Genomic DNA, 26,192 nt, shown 5'->3' on the forward strand with positions numbered 1-26,192 from the left:
CAGACGGGCGGACATGCCGCTCCTGGGCGGCATCCGTCCACCGATCGCGGTGCTGTGCGTGCTGATCCTCGCACTGGCCGGCCTCACCGCGAAGGTGCTCGGCCCCGGCGGCGAACCGGTCGTGCCGAAGGCGGTGCTCTCCTCGCAGCAGCACTTCGCGGAGGACGGCGCCATTGCCCTGCGTGCCTCGATCGACGAGCGGGTCACCGACCTCAACCGCACTGCCGCCGCGCTGAATGCGGGTGCCCCGGCGGAACCGGAGCGCGTCCTGTCCGACTTGGGAAGGACGTACCAGAAGTGGACCGGCACCACCGTGCTGGACCTGGAGAGCGGTAAGGTCCTTGCCGCACGCGGTGAGAAGATCCCTCTCGCCTGGCTGGACAAGGACGTCCTCACCGGTGACCAGGCCCTCATCCCCCGCATGGTGCGGCTGGAGACCGGTGACGTCCGCCTGATGACGATGGCGGTCCTGGACCGGAAGGACCGGCCGCAGCAGCTACTGGTCGCGTCCAACAGTCTGTCCGTGCCCGCCATCAACCTCGGCCCCTTCCGCACCATGGCGGTCGTCGCCCGGGACGGGGAGGTCCTTGCCACGGCCGGTTTCGAGCAGGCCGAAGCGCTCAACTCGGACCAGGAACGCAAGGAACTCCTGTTCCTGCAGAAGCAGATGACCCAGCTGTCCGGCCAGGCGGCGGAACAGACCGAGCAGCACCCCGTCAACGCCAAGGAGCCCGGCTCCCGGGGCTACCCAGGCGTCAGCGGCACCCTCGTGGGCGATGACTACAACGGCCGTCTGGCCACTGCCGGTTACGCCTCACTTGCCTCCTCCGATCCGGAGGAGAAGCAGAGCGTCGCTGCAGGACTCGGGCTGACGGTGGTGGCCATGCTCCCCGTCGTCCAGCAGCAGGCCGGTGAGCAGGACCGGGAGCTCTACGGGTTGGTGGCGGCCGGCGCCCTGGTGGTGCTCGGGCTGCTGGCCGCGGCCGTGCTGTGGGCGACCGTGCAGCGGCCGCTGCTGCGGCTGTTCCTGGAGTCCCGTCGGCTCGTCCGGGGGGATCTGACCCGCCCTGTCTCGGTGCCCCGCTGGGGAGAAGCCGCCCGGATCGGCTTCGCCCTGGAACGGTTGCGCGAGCAGCTGCGCGGCGCGGGACGCGCGGGAGACGACTCCGACGCCCCCCACGGCGGCAGGAGCCGGTTCGGGACACGTGGACCGCTCGTGCTGACGGCCGCTCTGCTCTTGCTGTGGTGCGTGCCCGTCGGTCTGCTGCTGAACCGTACGGACGACTCGGTCAGTGTGCCGACCACCATGGTCAACGACCAGCGCGACCGCACCGATCTGGTCGCCGACCGGGTCCGCCGGGCGCTGAACGAGGCCCACGCCGACCTCGTCTCCACCTCCCGCCTGATAGACGCGGACGACCCCGCAGCCACGACCGGCCTGCTCCAGGACGCCCTGGGCAAGCACTCCCGCTACGCGGCCCTGTACGTAGTCGACGAGAGCGGCGACGTCGTCGCCCGGGCCGGCAGCGACCAGCACGCCTGGAGCGACGGCGAGGACCTGCCCCTGGTCCGCGTGTCCGGCAAGGGCGAGAAGAAGCCGGTGATCCAGGCCGGCGCGCCCGTGCCGAAGCACAAGGGCACGACCCTCGTCGGCGAGATACGGGTGGAGTTCCTGAACTCGCTGCTGAAGCGGCCCGGCCTCGGCGAGGTGCGCGTCGTGAACGCCGACGCGGAGACCCTCGCCGCCAGTGACGGCTTCCTGGCCTTCGAGGAACTGCCGAACGAGGACCTTCCCGACCTGGTCCGGGCCGCCGGCGTGCAGGCCGGCGCCGGCCCCGTCGAGAACGGCTTGCTCATCCGCGAAGGAGGCAGCGTCAGCGTCGCCGCGGCAGCCCCGTTTTCCGGCGGGGGTATCGCGGCCGACATCGGCTGGACGGTCGTCAGCTGGCAGAACGCCGAGCGCTTCCAGATCACCCCGTACGAGCGCGAGGACCGCAGCGTGCTCGCCGGGATGCTCGGGCTGGCCGCGATCGTCGTCTGCCTGGGCTGGGTCTACCTGGTCGTCTCACGGCCATTGCGGGCCCTTGCCGCCAGCGCCGCGAAGCTCGCCGATGGCGACCTCAAGACCGTGTTGTACCCCCGTTACCAGGACGAAGTGGGTGCCGTCGTGCGCAGTCTCGAACTGCTCCGCCAGCAGTTGCAGGCCGGCAGACAGAACCAGGCACGCCGGTCTGCCGAGCCCCGGCTCGGCGCCGGAGGAAGGTGACCCGCTGTGCTCTACCTCTACTTCGTCCTGCTGTTCGGCGGGGTGTTCCTGCTCGTGGCAGGCATCGTTGAACAGCGCAGGCACTACGCCGCCCTGCACTCCATCCCCTCGCGGGTGCTCGTCAACGGCATCCGCGGCAAGTCCTCCATAACCCGACTCTGCGCGGGCGCCCTGCGCGGCGGCGGTCTGGTCACCGTCGCGAAGACGACGGGGACGGCCGCGCGCTTCATCCACCCCGACGCGACCGAGGAGCCGGTCTACCGCAAGTTCGGCATCGCCAACGTGGTGGAGCAGATAGGCATCGTGCGCCGGGCCGCCACCTACCGCCCCGACGCTCTCGTCATCGAGTGCATGGCCGTCATGCCGGCGCTGCAGGAGGTGAACCAGAGCAAGCTCATCCGTTCCACGATCGGTGTGCTGTGCAACGTGCGCGAGGACCACCTCGCCGAGATGGGCCCCACCCTGGACGACGTGGCCCGGTCGCTGTGTCGCTCGATGCCGGAGAACGGCATCTGCGTCACCGCGGAGAAGGAGCGCTTCCACATCCTCCAGGAGGAGGCGGACGCTCGTGACTGCAAGCTGATCTACGCCGACCCGGAGTCGGTCACCGACGCGGAACTGCGCGGCTTCAGCTGGTTCACCTTCAAGGAGAACGTCGCGATCGCCCTGGTCGTGGCGGAACTCCTCGGCGTGAAGCGGCAAGTCGCCCTGGAGGGCATGTACGACGCCCCGCCGGATCCGGGTGTCCTCTCCGTGGAGCGCTATGTCACGCCCGAGGGCAAGCGACTTGCCTTCGCCAACGTCTTCGCGGCGAACGACCCCGAGTCCACCCTGATGAACATCAACCAGCTACTCGACCTCGGGGCCATCAGCCGCCCGCTGAACGTTGTGATCAACTGCCGCCCCGACCGCGTCGAACGCAACGGGCAGATGGGCGAGATCATCCCAGACCTGCAGCCGGACAACGTCTTCGTCATCGGACACCCGTCAAAGAGCGCCATCGATGCCATCCCCGCCGAGTGGCGCGACCGGGCGATCGACCTGGGCGGTGAGCGGCGCTCGGCCGAGGAGTTCATGCCGACCCTGCTCGGTCGCATGTCCGACGGCTCCTCACTGGTCGCCATCGGCAACATCCACGGCCAAGGCGAGGAACTGCTGGAGTATCTGGCCGAACTGGCGGCGGACGAGAGCGGCTCCGGGGCTGCGGCACCGCACCCGGCCGCCGCGGCGGCTCCCCAGCCGGCGCGCCTGGACCCGTACGCCTCGTACCCCATGGCGTACGAGGAGCGCTACCAGGCCTCCCGGACCCAGGAGATCCCGGTGGTCCGGATCCCTGCCCAGCCGTCCGGATCGGACGCCGACGTCCCACCGCCACAGGCACCGGAACCGTACGCCGCGGGGCAGCAGTCATGGGACCCGCAAGCGTGGGATGAGCGGACGTGGCCGTACGACGAGGAACCCCACGGCCGGCCCCGCCATCCGACGACCGAGGGTGGGGGACTGCCCCCGCGCTCCTGACCCTCGCGGGCCGGGCGGCCCCGGCCGCCGTCGACCGCCTCGCCCACAATCCGTACACCCGCCCGGAGACCCCGTTGACCACCGCCCCCCTGACCCCCGAGATGGCCGCCCTTGGCATTGCCATAGGTCTGCTCTTCTCACTGCTGTGCTACCTCACCACCAATCTGTCGCCCGGCGGGATGATCACACCGGGCTGGCTCGCCCTGACCCTCATCGAGGACCTTCAGCGGGCGGCCATGGTGGTGGGTGTCACCGCCCTGACCTATGCGGGGACCAAGGTCATGCAGCGGCTGGTGATCCTTTACGGCAAGCGGCTGTTCGCCGCCGTGGTGCTGCTGGGCGTGCTGCTGCAGGCCACCGTGATGATCCTGCTCTCGATCGAGTTCCCGCTGCTGTACGGCAACCAGACCCTCGGGTTCATCGTGCCCGGCCTGATCGCCTACCAGATGGTGCGCCAGCCCAAGGGGGCCACCCTGCTGGCCACGGGCGCGGTCTCCCTCCTGGCCTACATCGTCGTCGCCGCCGGCCTGCTGCTCGGCGTCATGCCCGCTGTCTGAGAACCGAGGAGTAAGAGCGATGGCAGGAAAGAAGAAGTCGCGCCCGGTCGTCACGGGCCTCGTGGTGCTCGCGCTCGTCGCGACGTCCGGATACCTCACCGTGGAGCTGCGCAAGCTGGAGGAACCGGGGGTCACGGAGGTCCGGAACGTCGGTGTCCTGAACGGGACCCGTTCCTCGGGCGGCACGTCCGAGGACAAGGGCGCGGAGAGCTGGGCCCGGCTGGAGAACCCGGCGCGCAGCGTGCTGCGCGGTGCCAACGGCCAGATCAAGGGTGTATTCACCGACGGGGCGCGCACAGCGACGCTGACCGGACCGGCGCGCACCTTCGAGGAGCCGGCCTCGACAGCGTCCGAGGTCTCCACGACGGACTGGGTGCGGTTCATGCCGGAGCCCTGGTCCAAGGGCGCGGAGAAGGAGAAGTGGTTCAAGGACTGGTACGCGGAGTACAAGGACAGCAAGGATGACGACATCTTCGCCATCGCTTTCCAGTACGTGGCGGGCGCACCGCAGAAGAAGGACGAGCAGGGCATCGCCTATTCCGGTGACGCGAACTTCGGTCCGCTGAACACCTCTGGGGCCGAGAACGGCGACCTGCGCCTGGAGCAGTCCGATTTCTACGACTACCTCGGCATTCAGTACTCGTTCCGGGACGGTGTCACCGGCACGCCGGAGGCCATGCGTGCACGGTCCCTGGACTGCTCGGGCTACGTGCGCATGGTGCTGGGCTACCGCGCGCGCTATCCGCTGATGTCCTCGGACGACTCCGGCGACGGCCTCCCGCGCACCGCCAACGGCATGGCCCGCTCCAAGCAGGGCGTCGACGTCCTGCCGCTGACCGGCGTGTCGGCGAAGGACCGCCCGTCCGCCATCGACCAGCTCCAGCCCGGCGACCTCGTCTTCTTCAAGCTCGACGCGCGCACCGGCCAGCGGTTGGACCACGTGGGCATGGTCCTCGGCTACGACACCCAGGGCCACCTGATCTTCATTTCCAGCCGTGAGGAGGTCAACGGCCCCACCATCGGGGACGTCGGCGGCGTCTCCCGCCTGGACGGCAACGGCTACTACGCGAAGACGCTGCGCAGCGCGAAGCGGTTGTGAGGCACGGTGCCAGGGGCTACTGGGCGGGTGCGGTGGCTGCGGCTGAGGCCTGGGCCTCGCCGCGGCGCACGATCTGGCGGAACGTGAACTCACCGATGTCGTCGCCGGACCGGTACGCCTTGGTGTCACCCGCCGTCACCGACTTGGCCTTCGTGTAGCCCGTGATGGTGAAGTAGGCGTAGCGGCCGTAGGAGTTGTACGTGTTCCGGCAGACCGGGCCGCCCTTGCAGAAGGTGGGGACCCCGGCGCCGGGCAAGGGCGCGATGCCGCCCCTGGCCTCCTGGACGACCTTCTTGGCCTTTGCCTCGTTCTCGAAGGTCGCGACGCCCACGGTGACCGCGATGCCGTCCTTGAGGTAGGTGGCGCGGAAGACCTGTTCGCAGCCGTGCCTCTCCAGCACCGAGCCGAGGACGCCGCTGGTGACGGAGGCGCAGTTGCCGGTGCGGGACGTGGCGCCCTTGGTGTAGACGCGGTCGCCGTCACCCATCGTCAGCTTCTTGCCGGGGAAGAGACCTTCGGCGCTGAGCGGCGCCGTGTCCTTCTTGCGGTCGGAGATGAAGTCCTTCGGATTCGGCGGGGGCAGGGGAGCCACCGAGGAGAAGGACGGCTGGGGCTGGGTGGTGTCCTGCGGCAGGGTGGGTGCCGTGGGGAGCGTGTCCCCCTTGCCGGATGCGGTGTCGCCGCCGTCCTTGTTCGACGTCACGATCGCGGTCGCGACGATCCCGGCGATGACCGCGGTGGCGAGAGCGGCGCCGCCGATCATCAGCCAGCGCCTGCGGCGGGCGCGGGCGGCGGACGCGTCGGCGAGGGCGGCCCAGTCAGGGGTGCCCGAGTCAGCGCCGTACTGGCTCCGGCCGCTGCCGAACGGATCCTGGCCGTACGGATCCTGGCCGTATCGACCCTCGTTGTACGGGTCCTGGTTCTGTCCGCCGGAACCCCACTGCGGTCCCCCGTGCCCAAAGCTCATGCCGCGCATCCTAAACCTGTTGGGCAAGGGTGGTACGGGCGGTGAGAATCGCGCCATGGGACACGTAGAAGCCGCGCACCTGGAGTACTACCTACCGGACGGGCGGGTGCTCCTCGGCGATGCGTCCTTCCGCGTCGGCGAAGGCGTGGTCGCCGCGCTCGTGGGGGCCAACGGCGCGGGCAAGACCACACTGCTGCGGATCATCGCGGGGGAGCTGCAGCCGCACGGCGGCTCGGTGACGGTCAGCGGCGGGCTCGGTGTGATGCCGCAGTTCGTCGGCTCGATGGGGGTAGCTCCCCTGCCCGGAGGGCTACGGGGGAGCGAGGAGCGCACGGTCCGCGACCTGCTGGTGTCGGTGGCCCAGCCGCGGATCCGCCAGACGGCGGCCGCGGTGGACGCCGCAGAGCACGCGATCATGACCGTCGACGACGAGGCCGCGCAGATGCGGTACGCGCAGGCGCTGAGCGACTGGGCGGAGTCACGCGGGTACGAGGCCGAGACCGTCTGGGACATGTGCACCATGGCGGCGCTGGGCATCCCGTACGAGAAGGCGCAGTGGCGCCAGGTGCGGACGCTGTCCGGGGGTGAGCAGAAGCGGCTGGTGCTGGAGGCGCTGCTGCGCGGCCCGGACGAGGTGCTGCTGCTGGACGAACCGGACAACTACCTGGACGTGCCCGGCAAGCGGTGGCTGGAGGACCGGCTGAAGGAGACCCGCAAGACGGTCCTGTTCGTCTCCCACGATCGCGAACTGCTCGCGCGCGCGGCGGAGCGGATCGTGGCCGTGGAGCCGGGGGCCGCCGGATCGGACGTGTGGGTCCACGGCGGCGGCTTCGGCACCTTCCCCGAGGCGCGCAGGGAGCGGTTCGCCCGTTTCGAGGAGCTGAAGCGGCGCTGGGACGAGGAGCACGCGCGGCTCAAGGCCCTGGTGCACCGGCTGCGGCAGCAGGCGGCGATCAGCCCGGACATGGCGTCGCGGTACCGGGCGATGCAGACCCGCTTCAAGAAATTCGAGGAGGCGGGCCCGCCGCCGGAGCCGCCGCGCGAGCAGGACATCCGGATGAGGCTGCGCGGCGGACGCACTGGAGTGCGGGCGCTGACCTGCACCGGCCTGGAGCTGACCGGCCTGATGAAGCCCTTCTCGCTGGAGGTCTTCTACGGGGAGCGGGTGGCGGTGCTGGGCTCGAACGGCTCGGGGAAGTCGCACTTCCTGCGGCTGCTGGCGGGTGACACCGTCGCGCACACGGGGGAGTGGAAGCTGGGGGCGCGGGTGGTGCCCGGGCACTTCGCCCAAACCCTCACCCATAGCCCTTCGGGCATGGGAGGTACCCCCATGCGCCGCCCGGAGCTGCTGGGCCGCACGCCGGTCGACATTCTGTGGACGGAGCACGCCAAGGACCGGGGCGGGGCGATGTCGGTCCTGCGGCGCTACGAGCTGGAGCGCCAAGGGGACCAGCCCTTCGAGAAGCTGTCCGGCGGCCAGCAGGCCCGTTTCCAGATCCTCCTGCTGGAGCTGGCGGGCACGACGGCGCTGCTCCTGGACGAGCCGACGGACAACCTGGACCTGGAGTCGGCGGAGGCGCTGCAGGCGGGCCTGGAGGCGTACGAGGGAACGGTGCTCGCGGTGACGCACGACAGGTGGTTCGCGCGGTCGTTCGACCGGTATCTGGTGTTCGGCTCGGACGGCGTCGTCCGGGAGTCGCCGGATCCGGTCTGGGACGAGCGCCGGGTGGAGCGGGCACGCTGAGCCCGCGCAGCTCTGGGGGCCTGGGCGGCTCCCGGGTGGGGCGGCTGCCCCTCGGCGCGGCCGTTGCCTCGGCCCCGGGACTGCGGCCGCTCCTGACGCGCCGCCGACGTCGTGCGGCGTGCCCCGTGCCCGGTGCAGGGTGCCGTCGGAGTGGGTAGGTTGAGCGCCAACGTGATCTCCGGGGGGGCCGGACATGCAGAGCGACGGTGTGGCGGATGCGGTCCGTCCGGGCCTCAGGTTCGGGGCGTTCACGGTGCTGGACGAGCTCGCCAGCGGAGGCATGGGCCGCATCTATCTCGCCCGTTCGCCCGGCGGTCGCACCGTCGCGGTGAAGACATTGATCACCGACAGCAAGGACGACCGCCGCCGTTTCGCCCGCGAGGTCGTGCTCGCCCAGCGCGTCCAGGGCGTCTTCACCGCGAGCGTCGTGGCGGCGGACGCGGCGGCCGCCGTGCCGTGGATGGCGACCGAGTACGTCCCCGCCCCCTCCCTGCGCGACCTCGTGGAGAGCTGCGGGACGCTGGACGCGAGCGCTCTGCACTGGGTGGCGGCCGGGATGGCGGAGGCGCTGGTCTCCATCCACGCGGCAGGCCTGGTGCACCGGGACGTGAAGCCGTCGAACGTCCTACTGCCGGTGGAGGGCCCGCGGGTGATCGACTTCGGGATCTCGCAGGCCCATGACGTCACCCGGACGCAGACCGCGCTCGGCACGGTCGCCTACGCCTCTCCCGAGCAGGCCCGCGGCGAGGAGACCACCCCCGCCTCGGACGTGTACTCGCTGGGAGCAACGCTGTTCTGTCTCGCCGTCGGCCGGGCTCCGTACCGAGATGGCGGCGCGGGTCCGGCCCTGGAGCAGCTCGTCCGCGCGGCGACGGGCGACCTGGACGTGTCGGGGCTGCCGGACGAGCTGGAAGGGCTGGTGCTGCCGTGTCTGGCGCTGGACCCTGCGGACCGGCCGGCCCCCGCGGAGATCCTCGCGTACTGCGCGGACAGGCTGGGCGAGCGCCCGGACGCCCGCGGCGGCGAGGACTGGCTGAGCGGGGCGTGGATCGAGGCGATCGGGCGGTACCGCGAGGGGCGCGTGCGGGCGGTGGAGGCCGCCCGGCGTCGTATCGACCCGGATGCGGCGACGGCGGCGGTGCCTGCGCATGGCCGGACGTCCCGCCTGAGGCTCCTGCCGCCTGCCGCCCCGCGGACCCGCCTGTGGTGGGCGACCGGCGCGGCGGTCGCCGTCGTCGCGCTCGCGGTCGTCCTGGTGGTACGCCCCTGGGACGCAGGTGCGGAGAATGCCGCTGCGGGGGTGCCGGACGAGCCCGTGCGCATCCTGGAGGTGGAGGACGAGTTCGAGGGCGTGTGCCCGACCGGCTCACCGGATCCTGACGTGTGGCCGCCGCAGAGTCCCGCGCCCTCCGGACGGGCCTTCACCTCGGACGACCGTCAGAGCTGTGTCGTCGTCTCGACGGCTCCCGGGATGACGGTCAACCGGTTCAAGGAGGTCGCCGCCTACGAGGAGAAGGCGCCGGGGGCGGAGGGCTGGTCCGTCCGCGTCGCCCTGAAGGACTCCGACCGTGCGACGTTCGCCGAACTGACGGGGAAGATCGAGGGACGGGGACTGCAACCGGACGATCCGAAGGCCCGGCTGGCGTTCGTCCAGGGTGACAAGAGGCTGCTGGCCAGTTTCTTCATCGCAAGCAAGCTGCCGGGAGGGACTGCGATCATCGCCGTGGGGCTGGGTGAGAACGAGGCCCGGTTCCTGGCCGAGGCACTGGGAGCGCCCTGACGTCTCCACCCGCACTGCCGTCTTTGCCCGTTCTGGGCCTGTGGACCCTCCTGCCCCCTCGGTCCGCCGGCACCGGCGGTTTTGACCCGTGCGGGGCCGCACGGGTATTCTTCTGGTTCGTTATGCGTATTGGCTTGCTCTATCTCACGTGAGGGGCCCTTACGCCGGTCCACCGGGCCGATGACCAGCGATCGACACTCGGGTTGCGTCCCCGACGTGTGATCAGGGCTGTCGTGATCGTCCGGGTGGCCTTGTCAGGACCAACTCACTGAAGAAGCGAAGGCTACGACCGTGCGTACGTACAGCCCCAAGCCCGGCGATGTGACGCGCCAGTGGCACATCATCGACGCGCAGGACATCGTCCTGGGCCGTCTGGCGACCACCGCCGCTACCCTTCTCCGGGGCAAGCACAAGCCGATCTACGCGCCCCACGTCGACACTGGTGACTTCGTCATCGTCATCAATGCCGAGAAGGTGCACCTGTCCGGCAACAAGCGGACCCAGAAGATGGCGTACCGCCACTCCGGCTACCCGGGTGGTCTGCGTTCCGTCCGCTACGACGAGCTGCTCGAGAAGAGCCCCGAGAAGGCCATCGAGAAGGCCGTCAAGGGCATGCTCCCGAAGAACACCCTGGGCCGTCAGATGCTCTCGAAGCTGAAGGTCTACGCGGGCGAGAACCACCCGCACGCTGCTCAGCAGCCGGTCCCGTTCGAGATCACCCAGGTCGCGCAGTAAGTCCGGCCACCCCCTAAGACGTAAAGAAATCTGAGGAGAATCGTGGCCGAGACCGCCATTGAGCAGCCGCTCGAGGAGACCGAGTCCCCCGAGCAGTACACCACCGAGACCGAGGCTCCGGTCGAGGGTGAGTACACCACCGAGTCCGTTGCTTCCCGCTTCGGCGAGCCGCAGCCGGCCGCCGGCCTGGGCCGCCGCAAGAACGCCATCGCCCGCGTCCGGATCGTTCCGGGCACCGGCAAGTGGAAGATCAACGGTCGCACCCTTGAGGACTACTTCCCCAACAAGGTGCACCAGCAGGAAGTCAACGAGCCCTTCAAGGTGCTCGAGCTCGACAACCGCTACGACGTCATCGCCCGCATCTCGGGTGGCGGCGTCTCCGGCCAGGCCGGTGCGCTGCGCCTCGGTGTGGCCCGCGCGCTGAACGAGGCCGACGTGGACAACAACCGCGGCGCCCTGAAGAAGGCCGGCTTCCTCTCCCGCGACGACCGTGCGGTCGAGCGCAAGAAGGCCGGTCTCAAGAAGGCCCGCAAGGCCCCGCAGTACAGCAAGCGCTAAATCGCAGGCTGGCCTGTACGAGCTGGTACAGCTTCTGTACGGCTTCGCGTTCGCCCCGGCGGCACTCCGTGTCGCCGGGGCGTTCGTTTATCGATCCCGGACATCGACCCGACGACCCCGGGCGTAAAGACGAAACTCGAGTATTCAGCTTCTTCGGAGGACAACAGTGGGACGACTCTTCGGAACGGACGGTGTACGCGGTGTCGCCAACGCGGACCTGACGGCGGAGCTCGCGCTCGGCCTGTCGGTCGCGGCGGCACACGTGCTCGCCGAGGCGGGCACCTTCGCCGGCCATCGCCCGACCGCGGTGGTGGGACGCGACCCCCGGGCCTCCGGAGAGTTCCTGGAGGCGGCCGTGGTGGCCGGTCTCGCCAGCGCGGGCGTCGACGTGCTGCGCGTCGGGGTGCTGCCGACCCCGGCGGTGGCGTACCTCACCGGCGTGCTCGGCGCCGACCTCGGCGTGATGCTCTCCGCCAGCCACAACGCCATGCCCGACAACGGCATCAAGTTCTTCGCGCGCGGCGGCCACAAGCTGGCCGACGAGCTGGAGGACCGTATCGAGCAGGTCTACGAGCAGCACCGCACCGGCGAGCCGTGGGACCGGCCGACCGGCGCCGGCGTGGGCCGGGTCACGGACTACGACGAGGGCTTCGACAAGTACGTCGCCCACCTCATCGCCGTCCTCCCCAACCGCCTCGACGGACTGAAGGTCGTCCTCGACGAGGCGCACGGCGCGGCCTCGCGTGTGTCCCCCGAGGCGTTCGCCCGGGCCGGCGCCCAGGTCGTCACCATCGGCGCGGACCCGGACGGGCTGAACATCAACGACGGCTGCGGCTCGACGCATCTGGACCTGCTCAAGGCCGCCGTCGTCGAGCACGGGGCCGACCTCGGCATCGCCCACGACGGCGACGCGGACCGCTGCCTCGCCGTCGACGCGGACGGCAACGAGGTCGACGGCGACCAGATCCTCGCCGTGCTCTCGCTCGCGATGCGCGAGGCCGGCACGCTGCGGGGCGACACCGTCGTGGCCACGGTCATGTCGAATCTCGGCTTCAAGCTGGCCATGGAGCGCGAGGGCGTCGAGCTGGTGCAGACGGCGGTCGGCGACCGCTACGTCCTGGAGGCCATGAAGGCGCAGGGCTACGCGCTCGGCGGCGAGCAGTCCGGGCACGTCATCGTCCTGGACCACGCCACCACCGGCGACGGCACGCTGACCGGCCTGATGCTGGCGGCCCGGGTCGCGGCGACCGGCCGTTCGCTGGCCGAGCTCGCGGCCGTGATGGAGCGGCTGCCGCAGGTGCTCATCAATGTGCGGGACGTCGACAGGTCCCGCGTGCACACGTCCGCCGAGCTGGCCCAGGCGGTCGGCGAGGCGGAGCGCGAGCTCGGCGCGACCGGCCGCGTCCTGCTGCGTCCCTCGGGCACCGAGCCGCTGGTGCGGGTCATGGTCGAGGCCGCTGACCTCGCGCAGGCGCAGAGCGTCGCGGGCCGGCTGGCCGACGTGGTGAAGTCGGCGCTGGGCTAGCGGCCGTGCTTCGCGAGGGGGCCCGTACGGGGATTACGTACGGGCCCCCTCGCTCTGCGTACGGGCGCCCTGGCGGCTCGCACGCCACAGTGCCTTCTGCACCAGCAGCGTCAGGGTGCCGGCCAGGACGATGCCGAGCAGGTTCAGCAGCAGCTGCTCCGCGGAGCCCCATGCCTGCTGGTACTTGGAGTAGCTGAACGCCACGGCCGCGTTCGCCGCCGCCGGGACGGTCGTCACCGAAATGGCGACGCCGACCAGCGCGCCCGACTTGGCGGAGGTCAGCGAGAGCATCCCCGCCGAGCCGGCGAGGACGGCGACGACGAGCGAGAACTCGTCGGGGGCGTAGATGAAGGCCGTGTTGGGGCGCTCGGCGTCCAGCTTCGAGGCGGAGAACAGGTCCAGCGCGTCCATGAGCAAGCTGAATCCCACGGTCAGCAGCATCGCGGCGCCGAAGCCGACGATCAGCGCGAGGAACGATCGCCAGGCGAGCTTCGGCGCGCGCCGCACCAGGGCCGTGCAGAAGCCGGCCAGCGGCCCGAACTCGGGGCCGACCGCCATGGCGCCGACGATCAGGATCGCGTTGTCGAGCACCACGCCGCACGCCGCGATCATCATCGCGAGGGTCAGGAACGCGAGGTAGGTGACGCTGAGCGTCGACTCCTCGTGCGTGGCGTCGGCCAGCTGTTCCCACAGGACCGCGTCCGCGCCCTCGCCCGGCGCGTCCTTCTCCGCCTTCGCCGCGCGGCCCGACAGCGACAGCGTGATGTCGTCGACGGCGATGGAGCCGCAATCGTCGATGCGGCGCTCCCGCAGCTCCGACAGGAGCTCGTCCCCGGCCTCCCGTGCCACGTCGCACAGGATCAGGTCGCCCCGGGGATCGCGGGCCGCGCCCGGGAGCACAACGAGGTGGGCTGTGCCGACCGTTTTCTCCAGCACGGAGACCACCTCGGTGGTCCGGTCGGCCGGGACGATGATCCGCAGGTGCAGCACGCCGTTCCTCCTAGAGTTTGCGCAGGGACAGGCGCTGCACCTTGTGGTCGGGCCCCTTGCGCAGCACCAGTGTGGCGCGCCCCCGGGTGGGTGCGACGTTCTCCAGCAGATTGGGCCTGTTGATGGTGCGCCACATCGTGCGCGCGTAGTCCAGCGCCTCCTCCTCGGAGACCTGTGTGTACTTCCGGAAGTACGAGGACGGGTTCTGGAACGCCGTCTCGCGTAGCCTGCGGAAGCGGTTGAGGTACCAGGTCTCGATGTCCTCGGCCCGGGCGTCGACGTACACGCTGAAGTCGAAGTAGTCGGCGAGGCCGACCCGGGTGCGGCCGTCCTTGCCGGGCAGGGCGGGCTGGAGGACGTTGAGCCCTTCGACGATGAGGATGTCCGGGCGGCGTACCGTCAGCCGCTCGTCCGGGACGATGTCGTAGATCAGATGGGAGTAGACGGGGGCGGTGACCTCGTCCTTCCCGGCCTTGATGTCGGCGACGAAGCGGGTCAGGGCGCGGCGGTCGTAGGACTCGGGGAAGCCCTTGCGCGACATCAGCCCGCGGGCCCGGAGTTCCTTCATCGGCAGCAGGAACCCGTCCGTCGTCACCAGCTCGACACGGGGGTGCTCGGGCCAGCGGGCGAGGAGGGCCTGCAGCAGACGGGCGACCGTGGACTTGCCGACGGCGACCGAGCCGGCGACGCCTATGACGAACGGGGTCCCGCGCTGGGCGCCGTGCCCGTTGCCCGCGTCGCCGAGAAAGGTGTTGAGGGCACCTCGCAGCTCGGCCGTGGCCTGCACGTAGAGGTTGAGCAGCCGGGACAGCGGCAGATAGACGTCCCGCACCTCGTCCAGGTCGATGACGTCCCCGAGGCCGCGCAGCTGTTCGACCTCCTCTGCGGTCAGCGGCAGCGGCGTTTTCTCGCGCAGGGCGCTCCACTCCGCTCGGGTGAGGTCGACATAGGGCGTCGACGCAGGCTCTGCCCGGCGGTGGGCGCTTCGTGGCGGCGAAGAGATCACACGGTCATTGTCGGGGCTTCGGGGCGGTTGTGGGGGGTGGGCTGGGTCACGCGACGGGAGGCTGCCTGGCCGGAATGTCAGTGGCGTGCGTCACAGTTGTCTGTGAGGTGGGCGCCGACGCGCGGCGGCCACGACGTCCGCGACGTGACACGTCACAAGGGGAGTCCCATGACCTACGCGATCCAGGCGGAGGGCCTGGCCAAGCGGTTCAACGAGACCGAAGCACTGGCGGGCGTGGATCTCGCGGCCCACACCGGCTCGGTGCTCGGCCTGCTCGGTCCGAACGGGGCGGGTAAGACGACAGCGGTGCGCATCTTCGCCACGCTGCTCGCTCCGGACGCCGGCCGGGCGACGGTGGCCGGCCACGACGTCGTCCGGGAGGCAGGTCTGGTGCGCTCCCTCATCGGATTGACCGGGCAGTACGCGGCTGTGGACGAGAATCTCACCGGCACGGAGAATTTGCTGCTCATAGGCCGTCTGCTCGGGTTGCCGAGACGCGGGGCGAAGGCGCGGGCCGCCGAGCTGCTGGACCGGTTCCAGCTGACCGACGCGGCGGGCCGGGCAGTGAAGACGTTCTCGGGCGGCATGCGGCGGCGTCTCGACCTCGCGGCGAGCCTCGTCGGCCGGCCCAGCATCCTCTTTCTCGACGAGCCGACGACCGGTCTCGACCCGCACAGCCGCGGAGAGCTGTGGGACATGCTCCGCGCCCTGGTGGCGGACGGGGCGACCGCACTGCTGACCACGCAGTACCTGAACGAGGCGGATGTGCTCGCCGACGACATCGTGGTGATCGACAAGGGGAAGGTGATCGCCGAGGGCACGCCCGACCGGCTCAAGTCCGAGGTGGGTGGCCAGGTGCTGGAGCTGCGTCCGGTCCGGGAGCAGGACCTGCCCGCCGCGCACCGGCTGGTGGCCGAGGCCGCGGGGGACGGGGCCCGGATCGAGGGCGGATCGGTCACGGCCCCGGTGAAGGATCCCGAGCTGATGCCCACGGTCGTGCGCAGACTCGACCGGGACGGGATCGCGGTGGGAGAGCTGACGCTGCGGCGGTCCTCGCTGGACGAGGTCTTCCTGGCGCTCACCGGCCACAAGGCCGTGCCGCGGTCCCCGGACGGTTCCGGGCCGGAGCCGGGGCCGGACGGGAACGGCCGCGCGCAGGAGGGCCGCGGCGGTGACGAGGGCACGAGGGAGAATGCGGTGAGTCCGGCATGACGGCCACGACGATCACGGCCACGCTGACGGCGTCGGGCCGGGTGAAGCCGCTGGCCTGGGCCCAGCAGACCCTCACGATGGCGTGGCGCAGCCTGGTGGCGGTCAAGCACAACCCGCTGGAGCTCGTGGACTACAGCGTCACGCCGATCATGTTCGTGTTCCTGTTCACCTATGTCCTCGGCGGGCAGATGGCCGGCTCCCCGGAGGCGTATCTGAAATACGCGCTGCCCGGCATCATCGTGCAGAACACGCTGTTCATGACGATGTACACCGCCATGGCGCTCAACACCGACCTGACCAAAGGGGTGTTCGACCGGCTGCGCAGCCTGCCCATAGCCCGCTCCGCGCCGCTGATCGGGCGGATCACCGCGGATCTCGCCAAGCATGTGTGGGCGATGCTGCTCATGACCGGCCTCGGCGTGGCGCTGGGCTTCCGGATCACCGGCGGCTTCGGGGGATTCCTGGCCGGCGCCCTTTTGCTGGTCGTGTTCGCGGCGGCGGTGTCCTGGAGCGCGGTGCTGATCGGGATGCTGGCGGGCGATGCGGAGAAGGTTCAGGCGTTCGCCTTCACGCTGATCTTCCCGATCACGTTCACCAGCAGTGCGTTCGTCGTGGTCGACACCATGCCGGGCTGGCTCCAGGCGTGGAGTGACGTCAACCCGGTCACCCATCTGTCGGACGCGTTCCGCGGCCTGCTGCTGGGCGGCCCGGTGGCGGAGCCGGTGCTCTGGTCGCTGGTGTGGGCGGCGGGCATAGCGGCGGTGTTCTGCCCGTTGGCGATGCGGGCGTACCGGGCGAAGGTGTGAGCGCCGGCCCCGCCGGGTGACGTGCGCTCCGCCGGACCCACGCTCGCGGCTGTCGGCCGTGCGGGCCAGTTCCGCCCTGCGGGCGGGCCCGCTGCCGAGCCGCGTCCCGCGCCGTAGGCTGCGGACCATGTGCGGAATCGTGGGTTACGTCGGCGGGCAGTCGGCGCTTGATGTGGTCATCGCCGGACTGAAGCGGCTGGAGTACCGCGGCTACGACTCGGCCGGGGTCGCCGTGCTCGCGGACGGCGGCCTCGCCGCGGCCAAGAAGGCGGGCAAGCTCGTCAACCTGGAGAAGGAACTGGTGGAGCGGCCGCTGCCGAGCGGCTCCACCGGAATCGGGCACACCAGGTGGGCCACGCACGGCGGCCCCACCGATGCCAATGCGCACCCCCACCTGGACAACGCGGGCCGGGTCGCCGTCGTGCACAACGGCATCATCGAGAACTTCGCCGTACTGCGGGCCGAGTTGGCCGAGCGCGGGCACGATCTGGCGTCGGAGACCGACACCGAGGTCGTGGCGCATCTGCTCGCGGAGTCGTTCTCGTCGTGCGGGGACCTCGCCGAGGCCATGCGGCTGGTGTGCCGTCGACTTCAGGGCGCGTTCACCCTGGTCGCCGTACATGCGGACGAGCCGGACGTGGTGGTCGGCGCGCGGCGGAACTCTCCGCTGGTGGTGGGCGTCGGGGAGGGGGAGTCCTTCCTCGCCTCCGATGTGGCCGCCTTCATCGCCCATACCCGGTCCGCGATCGAGCTGGGCCAGGACCAGGTGGTGGAGCTGCGCCGCGACGGCGTGACGGTCACCGGCTTCGACGGTGCGCCCGCGGATGTGCGCTCCTACCACGTGGACTGGGACGCCTCCGCGGCCGAGAAGGGCGGCTACGACTACTTCATGCTCAAGGAGATCGCCGAACAGCCCAAGGCGGTCGCCGACACGCTGCTGGGCCGCATCGACGCCACCGGATCGCTGAGCCTCGACGAGGTGCGCATCCCGGTGTCCGTGCTGCGCGAGGCGACCAAGGTCGTCATCGTGGCCTGTGGGACCGCCTTCCACGCGGGCCTGATCGCGAAGTACGCCATCGAGCACTGGACCCGTATCCCGTGCGAGGTGGAGCTGGCGAGCGAATTCCGTTACCGGGACCCGATCCTGGACCAGCGGACGCTGGTCGTCGCCATCTCGCAGTCCGGCGAGACCATGGACACCCTGATGGCGCTGCGGCACGCGCGCGAGCAGGGCGCCAAGGTGCTGGCCATCTGCAACACGAACGGGTCGACCATCCCACGTGAGTCGGACGCCGTGCTGTACACGCACGCGGGCCCGGAGGTTGCCGTCGCCTCGACGAAGGCGTTCCTCACGCAGCTGGTGGCCTGTTACCTGGTGGCCCTCTACCTGGGGCAGGTGCGCGGCACCAAGTGGGGCGACGAGATCCGGGCCGTGGTCCGGGACCTGGCGCAGATCTCCGGCGAGGTCGAGCGGGTGCTCGAGACGATGGAGCCGGTGCGCGAGCTGGCGCGTTCGCTGGCGGACAAGAACACCGTGCTGTTCCTGGGGCGGCACGTGGGCTATCCGGTGGCGCTGGAGGGCGCGCTCAAGCTCAAGGAGTTGGCGTACATGCATGCGGAGGGCTTCGCGGCGGGTGAGCTCAAGCACGGTCCGATCGCGCTGATCGAGGAGGATCTGCCGGTGGTGGTCGTGGTGCCGTCGCCCCGCGGACGTTCGGTCCTGCACGACAAGATCGTGTCCAACATCCAGGAGATCCGGGCCCGGGGAGCGCGGACCATCGTGATCGCGGAGGAGGGCGACGAGTCGGTCGTGCCCTACGCGGACCATCTGGTGTGGATCCCGGCGACGCCGACGCTCCTCCAGCCCATGGTGGCGACGGTGCCGCTCCAGGTCTTCGCGTGCGAGCTGGCGACGGCGCGCGGCAACGAAGTGGACCAGCCCCGCAACCTGGCCAAGTCGGTGACGGTGGAGTGAGGGACCGGCAGGGAGCGGGAGGCACTGTCGCATGATCATCGGGGTGGGGATCGACGTCGCGGAGATCGACCGGTTCGCCGCGTCCATGAGGCGGACGCCGAACATGGCGGAACGTCTCTTCGTGGCACACGAGTTGCTGCTGCCGAGCGGGGAGCGGAGGGGGTACGCCTCCCTCGCGGCGAGGTTCGCCGCGAAGGAGGCGCTGGCCAAGGCACTGGGCGCACCGGCCGGCCTGCTGTGGACGGACGCCGAGGTGTACGTGGAGGACTCGGGCCGTCCCCGCCTGCGCGTCCGCGGCACGGTGGCGGCCCGCGCGGCGGATCTGGGGGTGCGCTCGTGGCACGTGTCGCTGAGCCACGACGCGGGCGTGGCGTCGGCGGTGGTGATCGCGGAGGGGTGACCGGTGGCGTGCCCGCGCGGGGGCCGGCCGCCATCGGGGCGCCTAACTCGGAGTCACATCGGGACACTTGTGGCGCGGCGTCCTCGCGCGGGGCCAGGACGTGTGAGGCAGACTCGGGGGATGCGTACTGCCTACAGCGTCGAGACCGTACGGCACGCCGAGGCGCAGCTCATGGCCCGCCTGCCCGAAGGCGCGCTCATGCAGCGCGCCGCCGCCGGGCTGGCCGCCGCCTGTGCCGATCTGCTGGGCCGGGTGTACGGCGCACGCGTCGTGCTGCTCGTCGGCAGCGGGGACAACGGAGGCGACACCCTGTTCGCCGGGACGCGCCTCGCCCGGCGCGGCGCGGGGGTCACCGCCGTCCTGCTCGCGCCCCACCGCACCCACCCGGCGGGACTCGCCGCCTTGCTCGCCGCGGGCGGCCGGATCGCCGACGATCCGTTCGAGGTGCTCGCCGCCGCCGACCTCGTGCTGGACGGCATCACCGGGATCGGCGGCCACGGCGGCCTGCGGCCGGACGCCGTGCCGGTGGCGCGCGCCGCCCGAGGGTCGAACGCCGTCGTCGTCGCCGTCGACCTGCCGAGCGGCATCGAGGCCGACACGGGAGAGGTGCGGGGCGAGGCGCTGCGCGCCGACACGACGGTGACGTTCGGGACGTACAAGCCCGGGCTGCTCGTCGACCCGGCCAAGGAGTACACGGGCTCGGTCCGGCTGGTCGGCATCGGAATCGAGGAGCACCTGCCGTCCGTGCCTGACCTGGAGGCGCTGCAACACGCCGACGTGGCACGCATGTTGCCGCTGCCGGCCGCGGAGAGCGACAAGTACCGCCGGGGCGTCGTCGGTATCGTCGCCGGGTCCGCGCGCTACCCGGGCGCGGCCGTCCTCGCCGTGGCGGGAGCCCTGCGCGGTGGCGCCGGCGCCGCGCGGTACGTGGGACCGGCGGCGGACGCGGTGATCGCCCGATTCCCGGAGACCCTGGTGCACGCGGGCCCGCCGGGCAGGGCGGGCCGGGTCCAGGCCTGGGTCGTCGGACCGGGCATCGGGGAGGACGGCGACGCCGTACGGGAGGTGCTCGCCTCCGACGTTCCGGTGCTCGTCGACGCCGACGGCCTGCGGCTGCTGGACGCCGCCGCCGTACGCGACCGGGCCGCGCCCACCCTCATGACGCCGCACGCGGGCGAAGCCGCCGCGCTGCTCGGCGTGGCGCGCGAGGAGGTGGAGTCGGCGCGGCTCGCGTCCGTACGTGAACTGGCCGTCCGCTTCGGCGCGACCGTGCTGCTCAAGGGCTCCACCACGCTGGTCGCCGACGCGGACGGCCGCCGTTCCCCGGTGCGCGTCAACCCCATGGGCACCCCCTGGCTGGCGACGGCGGGCAGCGGGGACGTCCTCTCCGGGCTCGCCGGTTCCCTGCTCGCCGCAGGGCTCGACGCCCGCGACGCGGGTTCCGCAGCGGCCTATCTGCACGGCCTCGCGGCCCGGCTCCGCGTCGCGCGGGGCGTACCGATCACCGCGTCCGAGGTGGCGGCGACTCTCCCGGACGCCTGGCGTGATGTGAGGGAATGAGCGGCGGGGGCGCCGCCCCGGCGAGTGACACAGTCGACCGCCGCACATACGGTCGGAGGCCTGCGGCTCTGAGAGACTGGGCGCGATGAGCCAGACACCGCCGCCCCCCGCCCCGCCGCGAGCCCGTGCCGAGATCGACCTCGCGGCCCTGCGCGCGAACGTCCGCGCGCTGCGTGCCCGCGCGCCGCGTGCCGCCCTGATGGCCGTGGTGAAGTCGGACGCGTACGGGCACGGCATGGTGCCCTGCGCCCGGGCCGCGCTCGCGGGGGGCGCCACCTGGCTGGGCACGGCCACCCCGCAGGAGGCGCTCGCCCTGCGTGCGGCGGGTGTCGGCGGCCGGATCATGTGTTGGCTGTGGACGCCGGGCGACCCGTGGCGCGCGGGCATCGAGGCGGACCTCGACATGTCCGTGAGCGGCCTGTGGGCGCTGAGGGAGGTCACCGCGGCGGCCGAGGAGGCCGGCCTCCCCGCCCGGGTACAGCTCAAGGCCGACACGGGACTCGGCCGCAACGGCTGTCCGCCCGCCGACTGGCCCGGACTGGTCGCGGCCGCACGCACGGCCGAGACCGCGGGCCTGATCGAGATCACCGGACTGTGGTCGCACTTCGCCTGCGCCGACGAGCCCGGCCACCCCTCGATCGCCGCTCAGCTGGACGTCTTCCGGGACATGGTCGACCACGCGGAGAAGGCCGGCGTGGAGCCCGAGGTGCGGCACATCGCCAACTCCCCGGCCACGCTCACCCTTCCGGACGCCCACTTCGACCTCGTGCGGACCGGTATCGCGATGTACGGCGTCTCGCCCAGCCCCGAACTCGGCACACCCGCGGACTTCGGACTGCGCCCGGTGATGACGCTCGCCGCGTCCGTGGCGCTCGTCAAGCAGGTGCCGGCGGGCCACGGCGTCAGCTACGGCCACCACTACGTCACCGGCGCCGAGACGACGCTCGGCCTGATCCCCCTCGGCTACGCGGACGGCATTCCGCGTCATGCGTCGGGCCGCGGGCCGGTGTTGGTCGGCGGTAAGTGGCGGCGGATCGCGGGACGGGTCGCGATGGACCAGTTCGTCGTCGATCTCGGCGGGCAGACGGTCGAGGAGGGTGCCGAGGCGCTGCTGTTCGGTCCGGGCGACCGGGGCGAGCCGACCGCCGAGGACTGGGCCGAGTCGGCGGGCACGATCGCCTACGAGATCGTCACCCGCATCGGTGCCAGGGTGCCGCGCGTCTATGTGAACGAGGTTGCCCAGGACGAGCAGTACGTGAGCGGGCGGACCGCCGACGAGTAGGAGGGGCACGGTGAGCGAGACCAGCACGGGGGACGTGGCCGAGGCCGCCGCCGCGGTGGCCACGGGCAACTGGCGCCGGGCGGGCATCGCCGGTGCCGCCATAGGCGTGGTCGCGGCCGGTGCCGCGGCGGGCGTCGCGATCGAGCGCCTCACCGTGGGCCGCGGCATGCGCAGGAAGGCGCGTCTCGCTCTCGACGCCGCCGGCCCGTACGGCTCGCTGCGCGGCGTGTCGGGAACGGCAGTCGCGGACGACGGCACCGAGCTCCACTACGAGGTGGAGGAGGTCGATCCGGATGTGGCCGCACCGCGCCGCCGCCGGATGTTCGGCCGCAAGTCGCCCGCTCCCGTCACCGTCGTCTTCAGCCACGGCTACTGCCTCAGCCAGGACTCCTGGCACTTTCAGCGCGCTGCGCTGCGCGGCCTGGTGCGCGCGGTGTACTGGGACCAGCGCAGCCACGGCCGTTCGGCACGCGGCGCGGCCCAGGCGGGACAAGGCGGCGTGCCGGTCTCCATCGACCAGCTCGGCCGGGACCTGAAGGCCGTCATCGACGCGGCCGCGCCCGAGGGCCCGCTGGTGCTCGTCGGCCACTCCATGGGCGGCATGACGATGATGGCGCTGGGCGCCCACTTCCCCGAACTCGTCCGGGAGCGGGTGGCCGCCGTCGCCCTGATCGGCACGTCGTCGGGCAAGCTCGGCGAGGTCAGTTACGGCCTGCCGGTCGCGGGCGTCAACGTGGTACGCCGGGTGCTGCCCGGGGTGCTGCGGGCCCTCGGCTCGCAGGCGGAGCTGGTCGAACGGGGCAGGCGGGCGACGGCGGACCTGTTCGCCGGGCTGATCAAGCGGTACTCGTTCTCCTCCCGGGACGTCGATCCGGCGGTCGCCCGGTTCGCGGAACGGATGATCGAGTCGACGCCGATCGATGTGGTCGCGGAGTTCTACCCCGCGTTCGCCGAGCACGACAAGGCCGAGGCGCTGGTCGTGTTCGAGGGCCTGCCAGTCCTCGTCCTCGCGGGTGACAAGGACCTGGTCACCCCCAGTACGCACAGCGAGGCGATCGCCGGGTCGATGCCCGGGGCCGAACTGGTGATCGTGCCGGACGCGGGGCATCTGGTGATGCTGGAGCACCCCGAGGCCGTCACCGACCGGCTGGCGGATCTGCTGGCCCGGGCGGGTGCGGTCCCGACAGCCGCTAACGTTGGCACGTATGGAAACACCGCTGGAAGCACCGCACAGCCCGGCGGCTGAGACAGCCGTCACCGGGTCCGCCCGCCTCTCGATCGACTCCCCGGAGCAGATGCAGGAACTGGGCCGCAGCCTCGCCAAACTGCTGCGCCCCGGCGACCTGGTGATGCTCACGGGCGAGCTCGGCGCGGGCAAGACGACGCTGACGCGCGGCCTGGGCGAGGGGCTCGGCGTGCGTGGTGCGGTCACCTCCCCCACCTTCGTGATCGCCCGGGTCCATCCGTCCTTGACCGGCGGCCCGGCACTGGTGCACGTCGACGCCTACCGCCTGGGCGGCGGGCTCGACGAGATGGAGGACCTCGACCTCGACGTCTCGCTGCCGGAGTCGGTGGTGGTGGTCGAGTGGGGCGAGGGCAAGGTCGAGGACCTGTCCGAGGACCGGCTGCACGTGGTGATCCACCGGGTGGTGGGCGACACGGAGGACGAGCGCCGCGAGGTGCTGCTGCGCGGGTACGGAGAGCGCTGGGCGGGGATCGGGGTGATCTGAGGGCCTCGGGGGCTGCCCCGCCCGAGCCCGCCGACACCCTCTGTGGGCTCGGCTCCTGGGCGTGTTACGCCGTACGTTCCGACAAGACGTCGGGAAAATGTTGCGTCCGGCGTCCCCCACGTGATGACATGGTGGGGACACCTGGTTAGGTTTACCTAACCACGCCCGCCCCCGGAGCCCACCAGGAGGCGTCCATGTCGGCATCGGAGCGCGAACCGCAGACCCGGCAGCAGTCGCCTGCGGCAGCCGTACCGCCTGCGCCGGCCGTCTCGATGCGGGATCTGCTGGCGTCCTGTGCGGCGGCCAGTGCCGTGTCGACCCCGCCGCGCGAGGCGCCGCTGGCAGCGGTCCGGGACGAGGCGCGGAGCGACGCCGCGCGACGGGACGCCGCCTGACGGGAGTTGCCCGACGTCTCCGTCAGGCGCGCCGGGATTCGTACAACCGGTTCCGTACGGGTGGCCCTACGGGACCACGACCACCTTCGAGCCGATCGCCGCGAAGACCCACATCGCGTCCCCGTCGGCCCGCTTCATCCGCACGCCCCCCGTCTTCTTGTTCGGGTCCGGGCTGGCCATGGAGCCGTTCACCGCCGCGCTGAAGCCGATCGACACGCCGCCGACCTTCGCGAACCGGACCACGTGCTCGACCGGGAGGCCGTCCGAGCCCGGCACGTTCCCGGAACGGGACGTCACGGTGTAGGTGCCCGGCTGGGGGTTCACCGTCGACGGCATGACCTCGAAGGTCCGCGGCGTGCCCTGCTCGCCGACCAGCCACACCCTCCGGTCGCCCAGCGCGTACACGATCCGCACGCCCGTGCCGGAGTCGGCGGGCACGGCGAGCGGGTCCCTGGCCTCGCTCTTCGGGCTGCCGGACGCCTGCGCGGAGGGGACGGCGTTCGGGGCCTTGGGGGCGCCGAGGCTGTCGGGAACGTTCGCCGACGCCTGATAGGCGAGGAAACCGACGACGGCCAGCGCGGCCGCCGTGAGCCCGGCCACGAGTCCCGAGCTGCTCCGTGCCACCGTGCCCACCTCTCGAATATTTTCCCGGCCGTGTCTTTTTCCGGTCGTGGTGACGGTAGCAGCAGGCATTGCGTTCGATGGGGCACCGTGCCTCCCTCGCCGGAGCCGTAGGCTGTTTGCGTGCTCTTGCTCGCCATGGATACCGCCACGCCCGCCGTCACCGCCGCTCTCCACGACGGGTCCGCCGTCGTCGCCGAGTCCAGCCGGGTGGACGCCCGAAGGCACGGGGAACTGCTGCTGCCCGCCGTCGACCGCGTGCTCGCCGAGGCCGGGGTGAAGCTCGACGCCGTCACGGGAATCGTGGTCGGCGTCGGACCGGGGCCGTACACAGGACTTCGCGTCGGGCTGGTGACGGCCACCACCTTCGCGTCCGCGCTCGGTGTGCCCGTCCACGGGGTGTGCACGCTGGATGGTCTCGCGTACGCCGCCGGGCTGGACGAGCCGTTCGTGGTGGCGACGGATGCCCGCCGCAAAGAGGTCTACTGGGCGCGCTACGAGAACGCCCGGACCCGCGTGAGCGACGCCGCCGTCGACCGGCCCGCCGACATCGCCGAACAGGTCGCGGACCTGCCCGCGGTCGGCGCCGGCGCGCTCCTGTACCCGCAGACGTTCCCGGACGCCCGCGGACCCGAGCACGTCAGCGCCGGCGCCCTCGCCGCCCTCGCGGCCGAGAGGCTGGCGGCCGGGGCGGACTTCCTCGACCCACTGCCGCTCTACCTGCGCCGTCCCGATGCCCAGGTCCCGAAGAACTACAAGGTGGTCACTCCGAAGTGAGCGGCGCCCACCCGTCTTCCGACCGCCGCCCCTCATCGCCGCCGCTGCGCGGCGGCCCTCCTGAATTGCGTGAGATGCGTTGGTGGGACATCCGGCCGGTGCTCGACCTCGAAAACGCGCTGTTCCCCGACGACGCCTGGTCGGCCGGGATGTTCTGGTCCGAGCTCGCGCACTCCCGGGGACCGCAGGCCACCCGCCGCTACGTCGTCGCCGAGCTCGACGGCAGGATCGTCGGCTACGCCGGACTCGCGGCGGCGGGCGGCCTCGGTGACGTCCAGACCATCGCCGTCGAACCAGGTCAGTGGGGCACCGGGCTGGGCGCCCGGCTGCTGACCGACCTCCTGCAGCACGCCACCGCCTTCGAATGCGACGAGGTGCTCCTCGAAGTGCGCGTGGACAACACCCGGGCCCAGAAGCTGTACGAGCGCTTCGGCTTCGAGCCCATTGGATTCCGCCGCGGCTACTACCAGCCGGGCAACGTCGACGCCCTCGTCATGCGCCTGACCGTACAGACCTGACGTACAGAACTGACTCGCCGGCACGACGCCAGGCCCGACCGAACAGCCCGACCGACCAACCCTGACCGAACAGCCCGACCGACCAACCCTGACCGAACAGCCCGACCGACCAACCCTGACCGAACAGCCCGACCGACCAACCCTGACCGAACAGCCCGACCGACCAACCCT

General features: G+C 71.4%; 25 protein-coding genes. 20 read left to right on the top strand and 5 right to left on the bottom strand.

All coding sequences use genetic code 11. From position 1 onward, the window contains the following. Positions 1–13 precede the first annotated feature (13 nt). From ACH5AF_RS20240 to ACH5AF_RS20255, 4 genes are all read left to right on the top strand, one after another. Entirely contained in the window at positions 14–2,266 is a 2,253-nt protein-coding gene (locus ACH5AF_RS20240) for a HAMP domain-containing protein (RefSeq protein ID WP_398903042.1), read from the top strand. Between the two features lie 6 nt (positions 2,267–2,272). After that, entirely contained in the window at positions 2,273–3,784 is a 1,512-nt protein-coding gene (pgsB, locus tag ACH5AF_RS20245; RefSeq protein WP_398902979.1) for a poly-gamma-glutamate synthase PgsB, read from the top strand. Between the two features lie 74 nt (positions 3,785–3,858). After that, positions 3,859–4,341, top strand: coding sequence for a poly-gamma-glutamate biosynthesis protein PgsC/CapC (locus tag ACH5AF_RS20250; protein ID WP_398902980.1), 483 nt, complete (start codon positions 3,859–3,861; stop codon positions 4,339–4,341). A 19-nt stretch (positions 4,342–4,360) separates the two neighbouring features. Next, positions 4,361–5,440, top strand: a complete 1,080-nt coding sequence (locus ACH5AF_RS20255) for an NlpC/P60 family protein (RefSeq protein ID WP_398902981.1) — start codon at positions 4,361–4,363, stop codon at positions 5,438–5,440. 16 nt (positions 5,441–5,456) lie between these two features. Here ACH5AF_RS20255 and ACH5AF_RS20260 read toward each other — a convergent pair whose 3' ends face one another. Then, the gene (locus ACH5AF_RS20260; protein WP_398902982.1) at positions 5,457–6,407 is read right to left on the bottom strand and encodes a hypothetical protein; all 951 of its coding nucleotides are present in this window, start codon (positions 6,405–6,407) and stop codon (positions 5,457–5,459) included. A gap of 55 nt (positions 6,408–6,462) precedes the next feature. On the opposite strand from ACH5AF_RS20260, the gene ACH5AF_RS20265 reads away from it, so the two are divergent. The 5 genes from ACH5AF_RS20265 (at position 6,463) to glmM (ending at position 12,749) form a co-directional block, all read left to right on the top strand. Then, positions 6,463–8,151: an ABC-F family ATP-binding cassette domain-containing protein gene (locus tag ACH5AF_RS20265; RefSeq protein ID WP_398902983.1), complete on the top strand. Its 1,689-nt coding sequence runs from the start codon at positions 6,463–6,465 to the stop codon at positions 8,149–8,151. 193 nt (positions 8,152–8,344) lie between these two features. Beyond that, on the top strand, positions 8,345–9,931 hold the full coding sequence (locus ACH5AF_RS20270) for a serine/threonine protein kinase (protein WP_398902984.1): 1,587 nt from the start codon (positions 8,345–8,347) through the stop codon (positions 9,929–9,931). 291 nt (positions 9,932–10,222) lie between these two features. Next, complete coding sequence (gene rplM / locus ACH5AF_RS20275; RefSeq protein WP_398902986.1) at positions 10,223–10,666, top strand: 50S ribosomal protein L13; 444 nt, start codon at positions 10,223–10,225, stop codon at positions 10,664–10,666. A 42-nt stretch (positions 10,667–10,708) separates the two neighbouring features. Next, the gene (gene rpsI, locus ACH5AF_RS20280; protein ID WP_215183623.1) at positions 10,709–11,224 is read left to right on the top strand and encodes a 30S ribosomal protein S9; all 516 of its coding nucleotides are present in this window, start codon (positions 10,709–10,711) and stop codon (positions 11,222–11,224) included. Between the two features lie 166 nt (positions 11,225–11,390). Continuing rightward, positions 11,391–12,749, top strand: a complete 1,359-nt coding sequence (gene glmM, locus ACH5AF_RS20285; RefSeq protein WP_398902987.1) for a phosphoglucosamine mutase — start codon at positions 11,391–11,393, stop codon at positions 12,747–12,749. Between the two features lie 33 nt (positions 12,750–12,782). On the opposite strand, the gene ACH5AF_RS20290 is transcribed toward glmM, so the two are convergent. After that, positions 12,783–13,739 (bottom strand): DUF389 domain-containing protein, encoded by a 957-nt coding sequence (locus ACH5AF_RS20290; RefSeq protein ID WP_398902988.1) that lies wholly within the window; start codon positions 13,737–13,739, stop codon positions 12,783–12,785. Between the two features lie 10 nt (positions 13,740–13,749). Further along, positions 13,750–14,745 (bottom strand): type I pantothenate kinase, encoded by a 996-nt coding sequence (gene coaA, locus ACH5AF_RS20295; protein WP_398902989.1) that lies wholly within the window; start codon positions 14,743–14,745, stop codon positions 13,750–13,752. A 168-nt stretch (positions 14,746–14,913) separates the two neighbouring features. Here coaA and ACH5AF_RS20300 point away from each other — a divergent pair, with 168 nt between their 5' ends. The 9 genes from ACH5AF_RS20300 to ACH5AF_RS20340 all read left to right on the top strand — a co-directional run bounded on the left by ACH5AF_RS20300 (position 14,914) and on the right by ACH5AF_RS20340 (position 24,105). After that, positions 14,914–15,957: an ATP-binding cassette domain-containing protein gene (locus ACH5AF_RS20300; protein ID WP_398902990.1), complete on the top strand. Its 1,044-nt coding sequence runs from the start codon at positions 14,914–14,916 to the stop codon at positions 15,955–15,957. Then, positions 15,954–16,763: an ABC transporter permease gene (locus ACH5AF_RS20305; RefSeq protein WP_398902991.1), complete on the top strand. Its 810-nt coding sequence runs from the start codon at positions 15,954–15,956 to the stop codon at positions 16,761–16,763. The genes ACH5AF_RS20300 and ACH5AF_RS20305 overlap by 4 nt, the downstream gene beginning before the upstream one ends. A 127-nt stretch (positions 16,764–16,890) precedes the next feature. Then, complete coding sequence (gene glmS / locus ACH5AF_RS20310) at positions 16,891–18,738, top strand: glutamine--fructose-6-phosphate transaminase (isomerizing) (RefSeq protein ID WP_398902992.1); 1,848 nt, start codon at positions 16,891–16,893, stop codon at positions 18,736–18,738. A gap of 31 nt (positions 18,739–18,769) precedes the next feature. After that, positions 18,770–19,138 carry a holo-ACP synthase gene (locus ACH5AF_RS20315; RefSeq protein WP_398902994.1) on the top strand — a complete coding sequence of 123 codons (369 nt, stop codon included), beginning with the start codon at positions 18,770–18,772 and terminating at the stop codon, positions 19,136–19,138. A 120-nt stretch (positions 19,139–19,258) separates the two neighbouring features. Beyond that, complete coding sequence (locus ACH5AF_RS20320) at positions 19,259–20,698, top strand: NAD(P)H-hydrate dehydratase (protein WP_398902995.1); 1,440 nt, start codon at positions 19,259–19,261, stop codon at positions 20,696–20,698. An 85-nt stretch (positions 20,699–20,783) separates the two neighbouring features. Beyond that, on the top strand, positions 20,784–21,980 hold the full coding sequence (alr, locus tag ACH5AF_RS20325; protein WP_398902996.1) for an alanine racemase: 1,197 nt from the start codon (positions 20,784–20,786) through the stop codon (positions 21,978–21,980). A gap of 10 nt (positions 21,981–21,990) precedes the next feature. Beyond that, complete coding sequence (locus ACH5AF_RS20330; RefSeq protein WP_398902997.1) at positions 21,991–23,226, top strand: alpha/beta fold hydrolase; 1,236 nt, start codon at positions 21,991–21,993, stop codon at positions 23,224–23,226. Continuing rightward, positions 23,198–23,710, top strand: a complete 513-nt coding sequence (tsaE, locus tag ACH5AF_RS20335) for a tRNA (adenosine(37)-N6)-threonylcarbamoyltransferase complex ATPase subunit type 1 TsaE (protein ID WP_398903043.1) — start codon at positions 23,198–23,200, stop codon at positions 23,708–23,710. Before ACH5AF_RS20330 ends, tsaE begins: the two co-directional genes overlap by 29 nt. A gap of 194 nt (positions 23,711–23,904) precedes the next feature. Beyond that, positions 23,905–24,105: a hypothetical protein gene (locus ACH5AF_RS20340; RefSeq protein WP_398902998.1), complete on the top strand. Its 201-nt coding sequence runs from the start codon at positions 23,905–23,907 to the stop codon at positions 24,103–24,105. Between the two features lie 66 nt (positions 24,106–24,171). On the opposite strand, the gene ACH5AF_RS20345 is transcribed toward ACH5AF_RS20340, so the two are convergent. Further along, positions 24,172–24,705, bottom strand: coding sequence for a hypothetical protein (locus ACH5AF_RS20345; protein WP_398903044.1), 534 nt, complete (start codon positions 24,703–24,705; stop codon positions 24,172–24,174). A gap of 144 nt (positions 24,706–24,849) precedes the next feature. On the opposite strand from ACH5AF_RS20345, the gene tsaB reads away from it, so the two are divergent. Together tsaB and rimI are read left to right on the top strand one after the other, a co-directional pair. Then, a complete protein-coding gene (tsaB, locus tag ACH5AF_RS20350) occupies positions 24,850–25,503 on the top strand; it encodes a tRNA (adenosine(37)-N6)-threonylcarbamoyltransferase complex dimerization subunit type 1 TsaB (RefSeq protein WP_398902999.1) in 654 nt (217 codons plus the stop codon). Positions 25,504–25,577: 74 nt separating this feature from the next. Then, positions 25,578–26,021, top strand: a complete 444-nt coding sequence (gene rimI, locus ACH5AF_RS20355) for a ribosomal protein S18-alanine N-acetyltransferase (RefSeq protein WP_398903046.1) — start codon at positions 25,578–25,580, stop codon at positions 26,019–26,021. Here rimI and ACH5AF_RS20360 read toward each other — a convergent pair. Then, positions 25,996–26,192, bottom strand: a 197-nt coding sequence (locus tag ACH5AF_RS20360) for a hypothetical protein (protein WP_398903000.1), incomplete at its 5' end; no start/stop codon positions are given. The two genes, rimI and ACH5AF_RS20360, sit on opposite strands and share 26 nt — an antisense overlap.

It is taken from the genome of Streptomyces sp. NPDC018833, from assembly GCF_044390825.1.
Classification (GTDB): domain Bacteria; phylum Actinomycetota; class Actinomycetes; order Streptomycetales; family Streptomycetaceae; genus Streptomyces.

Excerpts from the sequence above, each read along its gene's own strand:
- rimI (WP_398903046.1), top strand. The coding sequence starts at position 25,578 with ATGCGTTGGTGGGACATCCGGCCGGTGCTCGACCTCGAAAACGCGCTG.
- ACH5AF_RS20340 (WP_398902998.1), top strand. The coding sequence starts at position 23,905 with ATGTCGGCATCGGAGCGCGAACCGCAGACCCGGCAGCAGTCGCCTGCG.
- alr (WP_398902996.1), top strand. The coding sequence starts at position 20,784 with ATGAGCCAGACACCGCCGCCCCCCGCCCCGCCGCGAGCCCGTGCCGAG.
- ACH5AF_RS20265 (WP_398902983.1), top strand. The coding sequence starts at position 6,463 with ATGGGACACGTAGAAGCCGCGCACCTGGAGTACTACCTACCGGACGGG.
- ACH5AF_RS20255 (WP_398902981.1), top strand. The coding sequence starts at position 4,361 with ATGGCAGGAAAGAAGAAGTCGCGCCCGGTCGTCACGGGCCTCGTGGTG.
- ACH5AF_RS20240 (WP_398903042.1), top strand. The coding sequence starts at position 14 with ATGCCGCTCCTGGGCGGCATCCGTCCACCGATCGCGGTGCTGTGCGTG.
- glmS (WP_398902992.1), top strand. The coding sequence starts at position 16,891 with ATGTGCGGAATCGTGGGTTACGTCGGCGGGCAGTCGGCGCTTGATGTG.
- ACH5AF_RS20270 (WP_398902984.1), top strand. The coding sequence starts at position 8,345 with ATGCAGAGCGACGGTGTGGCGGATGCGGTCCGTCCGGGCCTCAGGTTC.
- ACH5AF_RS20260 (WP_398902982.1), bottom strand. The coding sequence starts at position 6,407 with ATGAGCTTTGGGCACGGGGGACCGCAGTGGGGTTCCGGCGGACAGAAC.
- ACH5AF_RS20320 (WP_398902995.1), top strand. The coding sequence starts at position 19,259 with ATGCGTACTGCCTACAGCGTCGAGACCGTACGGCACGCCGAGGCGCAG.
- ACH5AF_RS20315 (WP_398902994.1), top strand. The coding sequence starts at position 18,770 with ATGATCATCGGGGTGGGGATCGACGTCGCGGAGATCGACCGGTTCGCC.
- ACH5AF_RS20305 (WP_398902991.1), top strand. The coding sequence starts at position 15,954 with ATGACGGCCACGACGATCACGGCCACGCTGACGGCGTCGGGCCGGGTG.
- ACH5AF_RS20300 (WP_398902990.1), top strand. The coding sequence starts at position 14,914 with ATGACCTACGCGATCCAGGCGGAGGGCCTGGCCAAGCGGTTCAACGAG.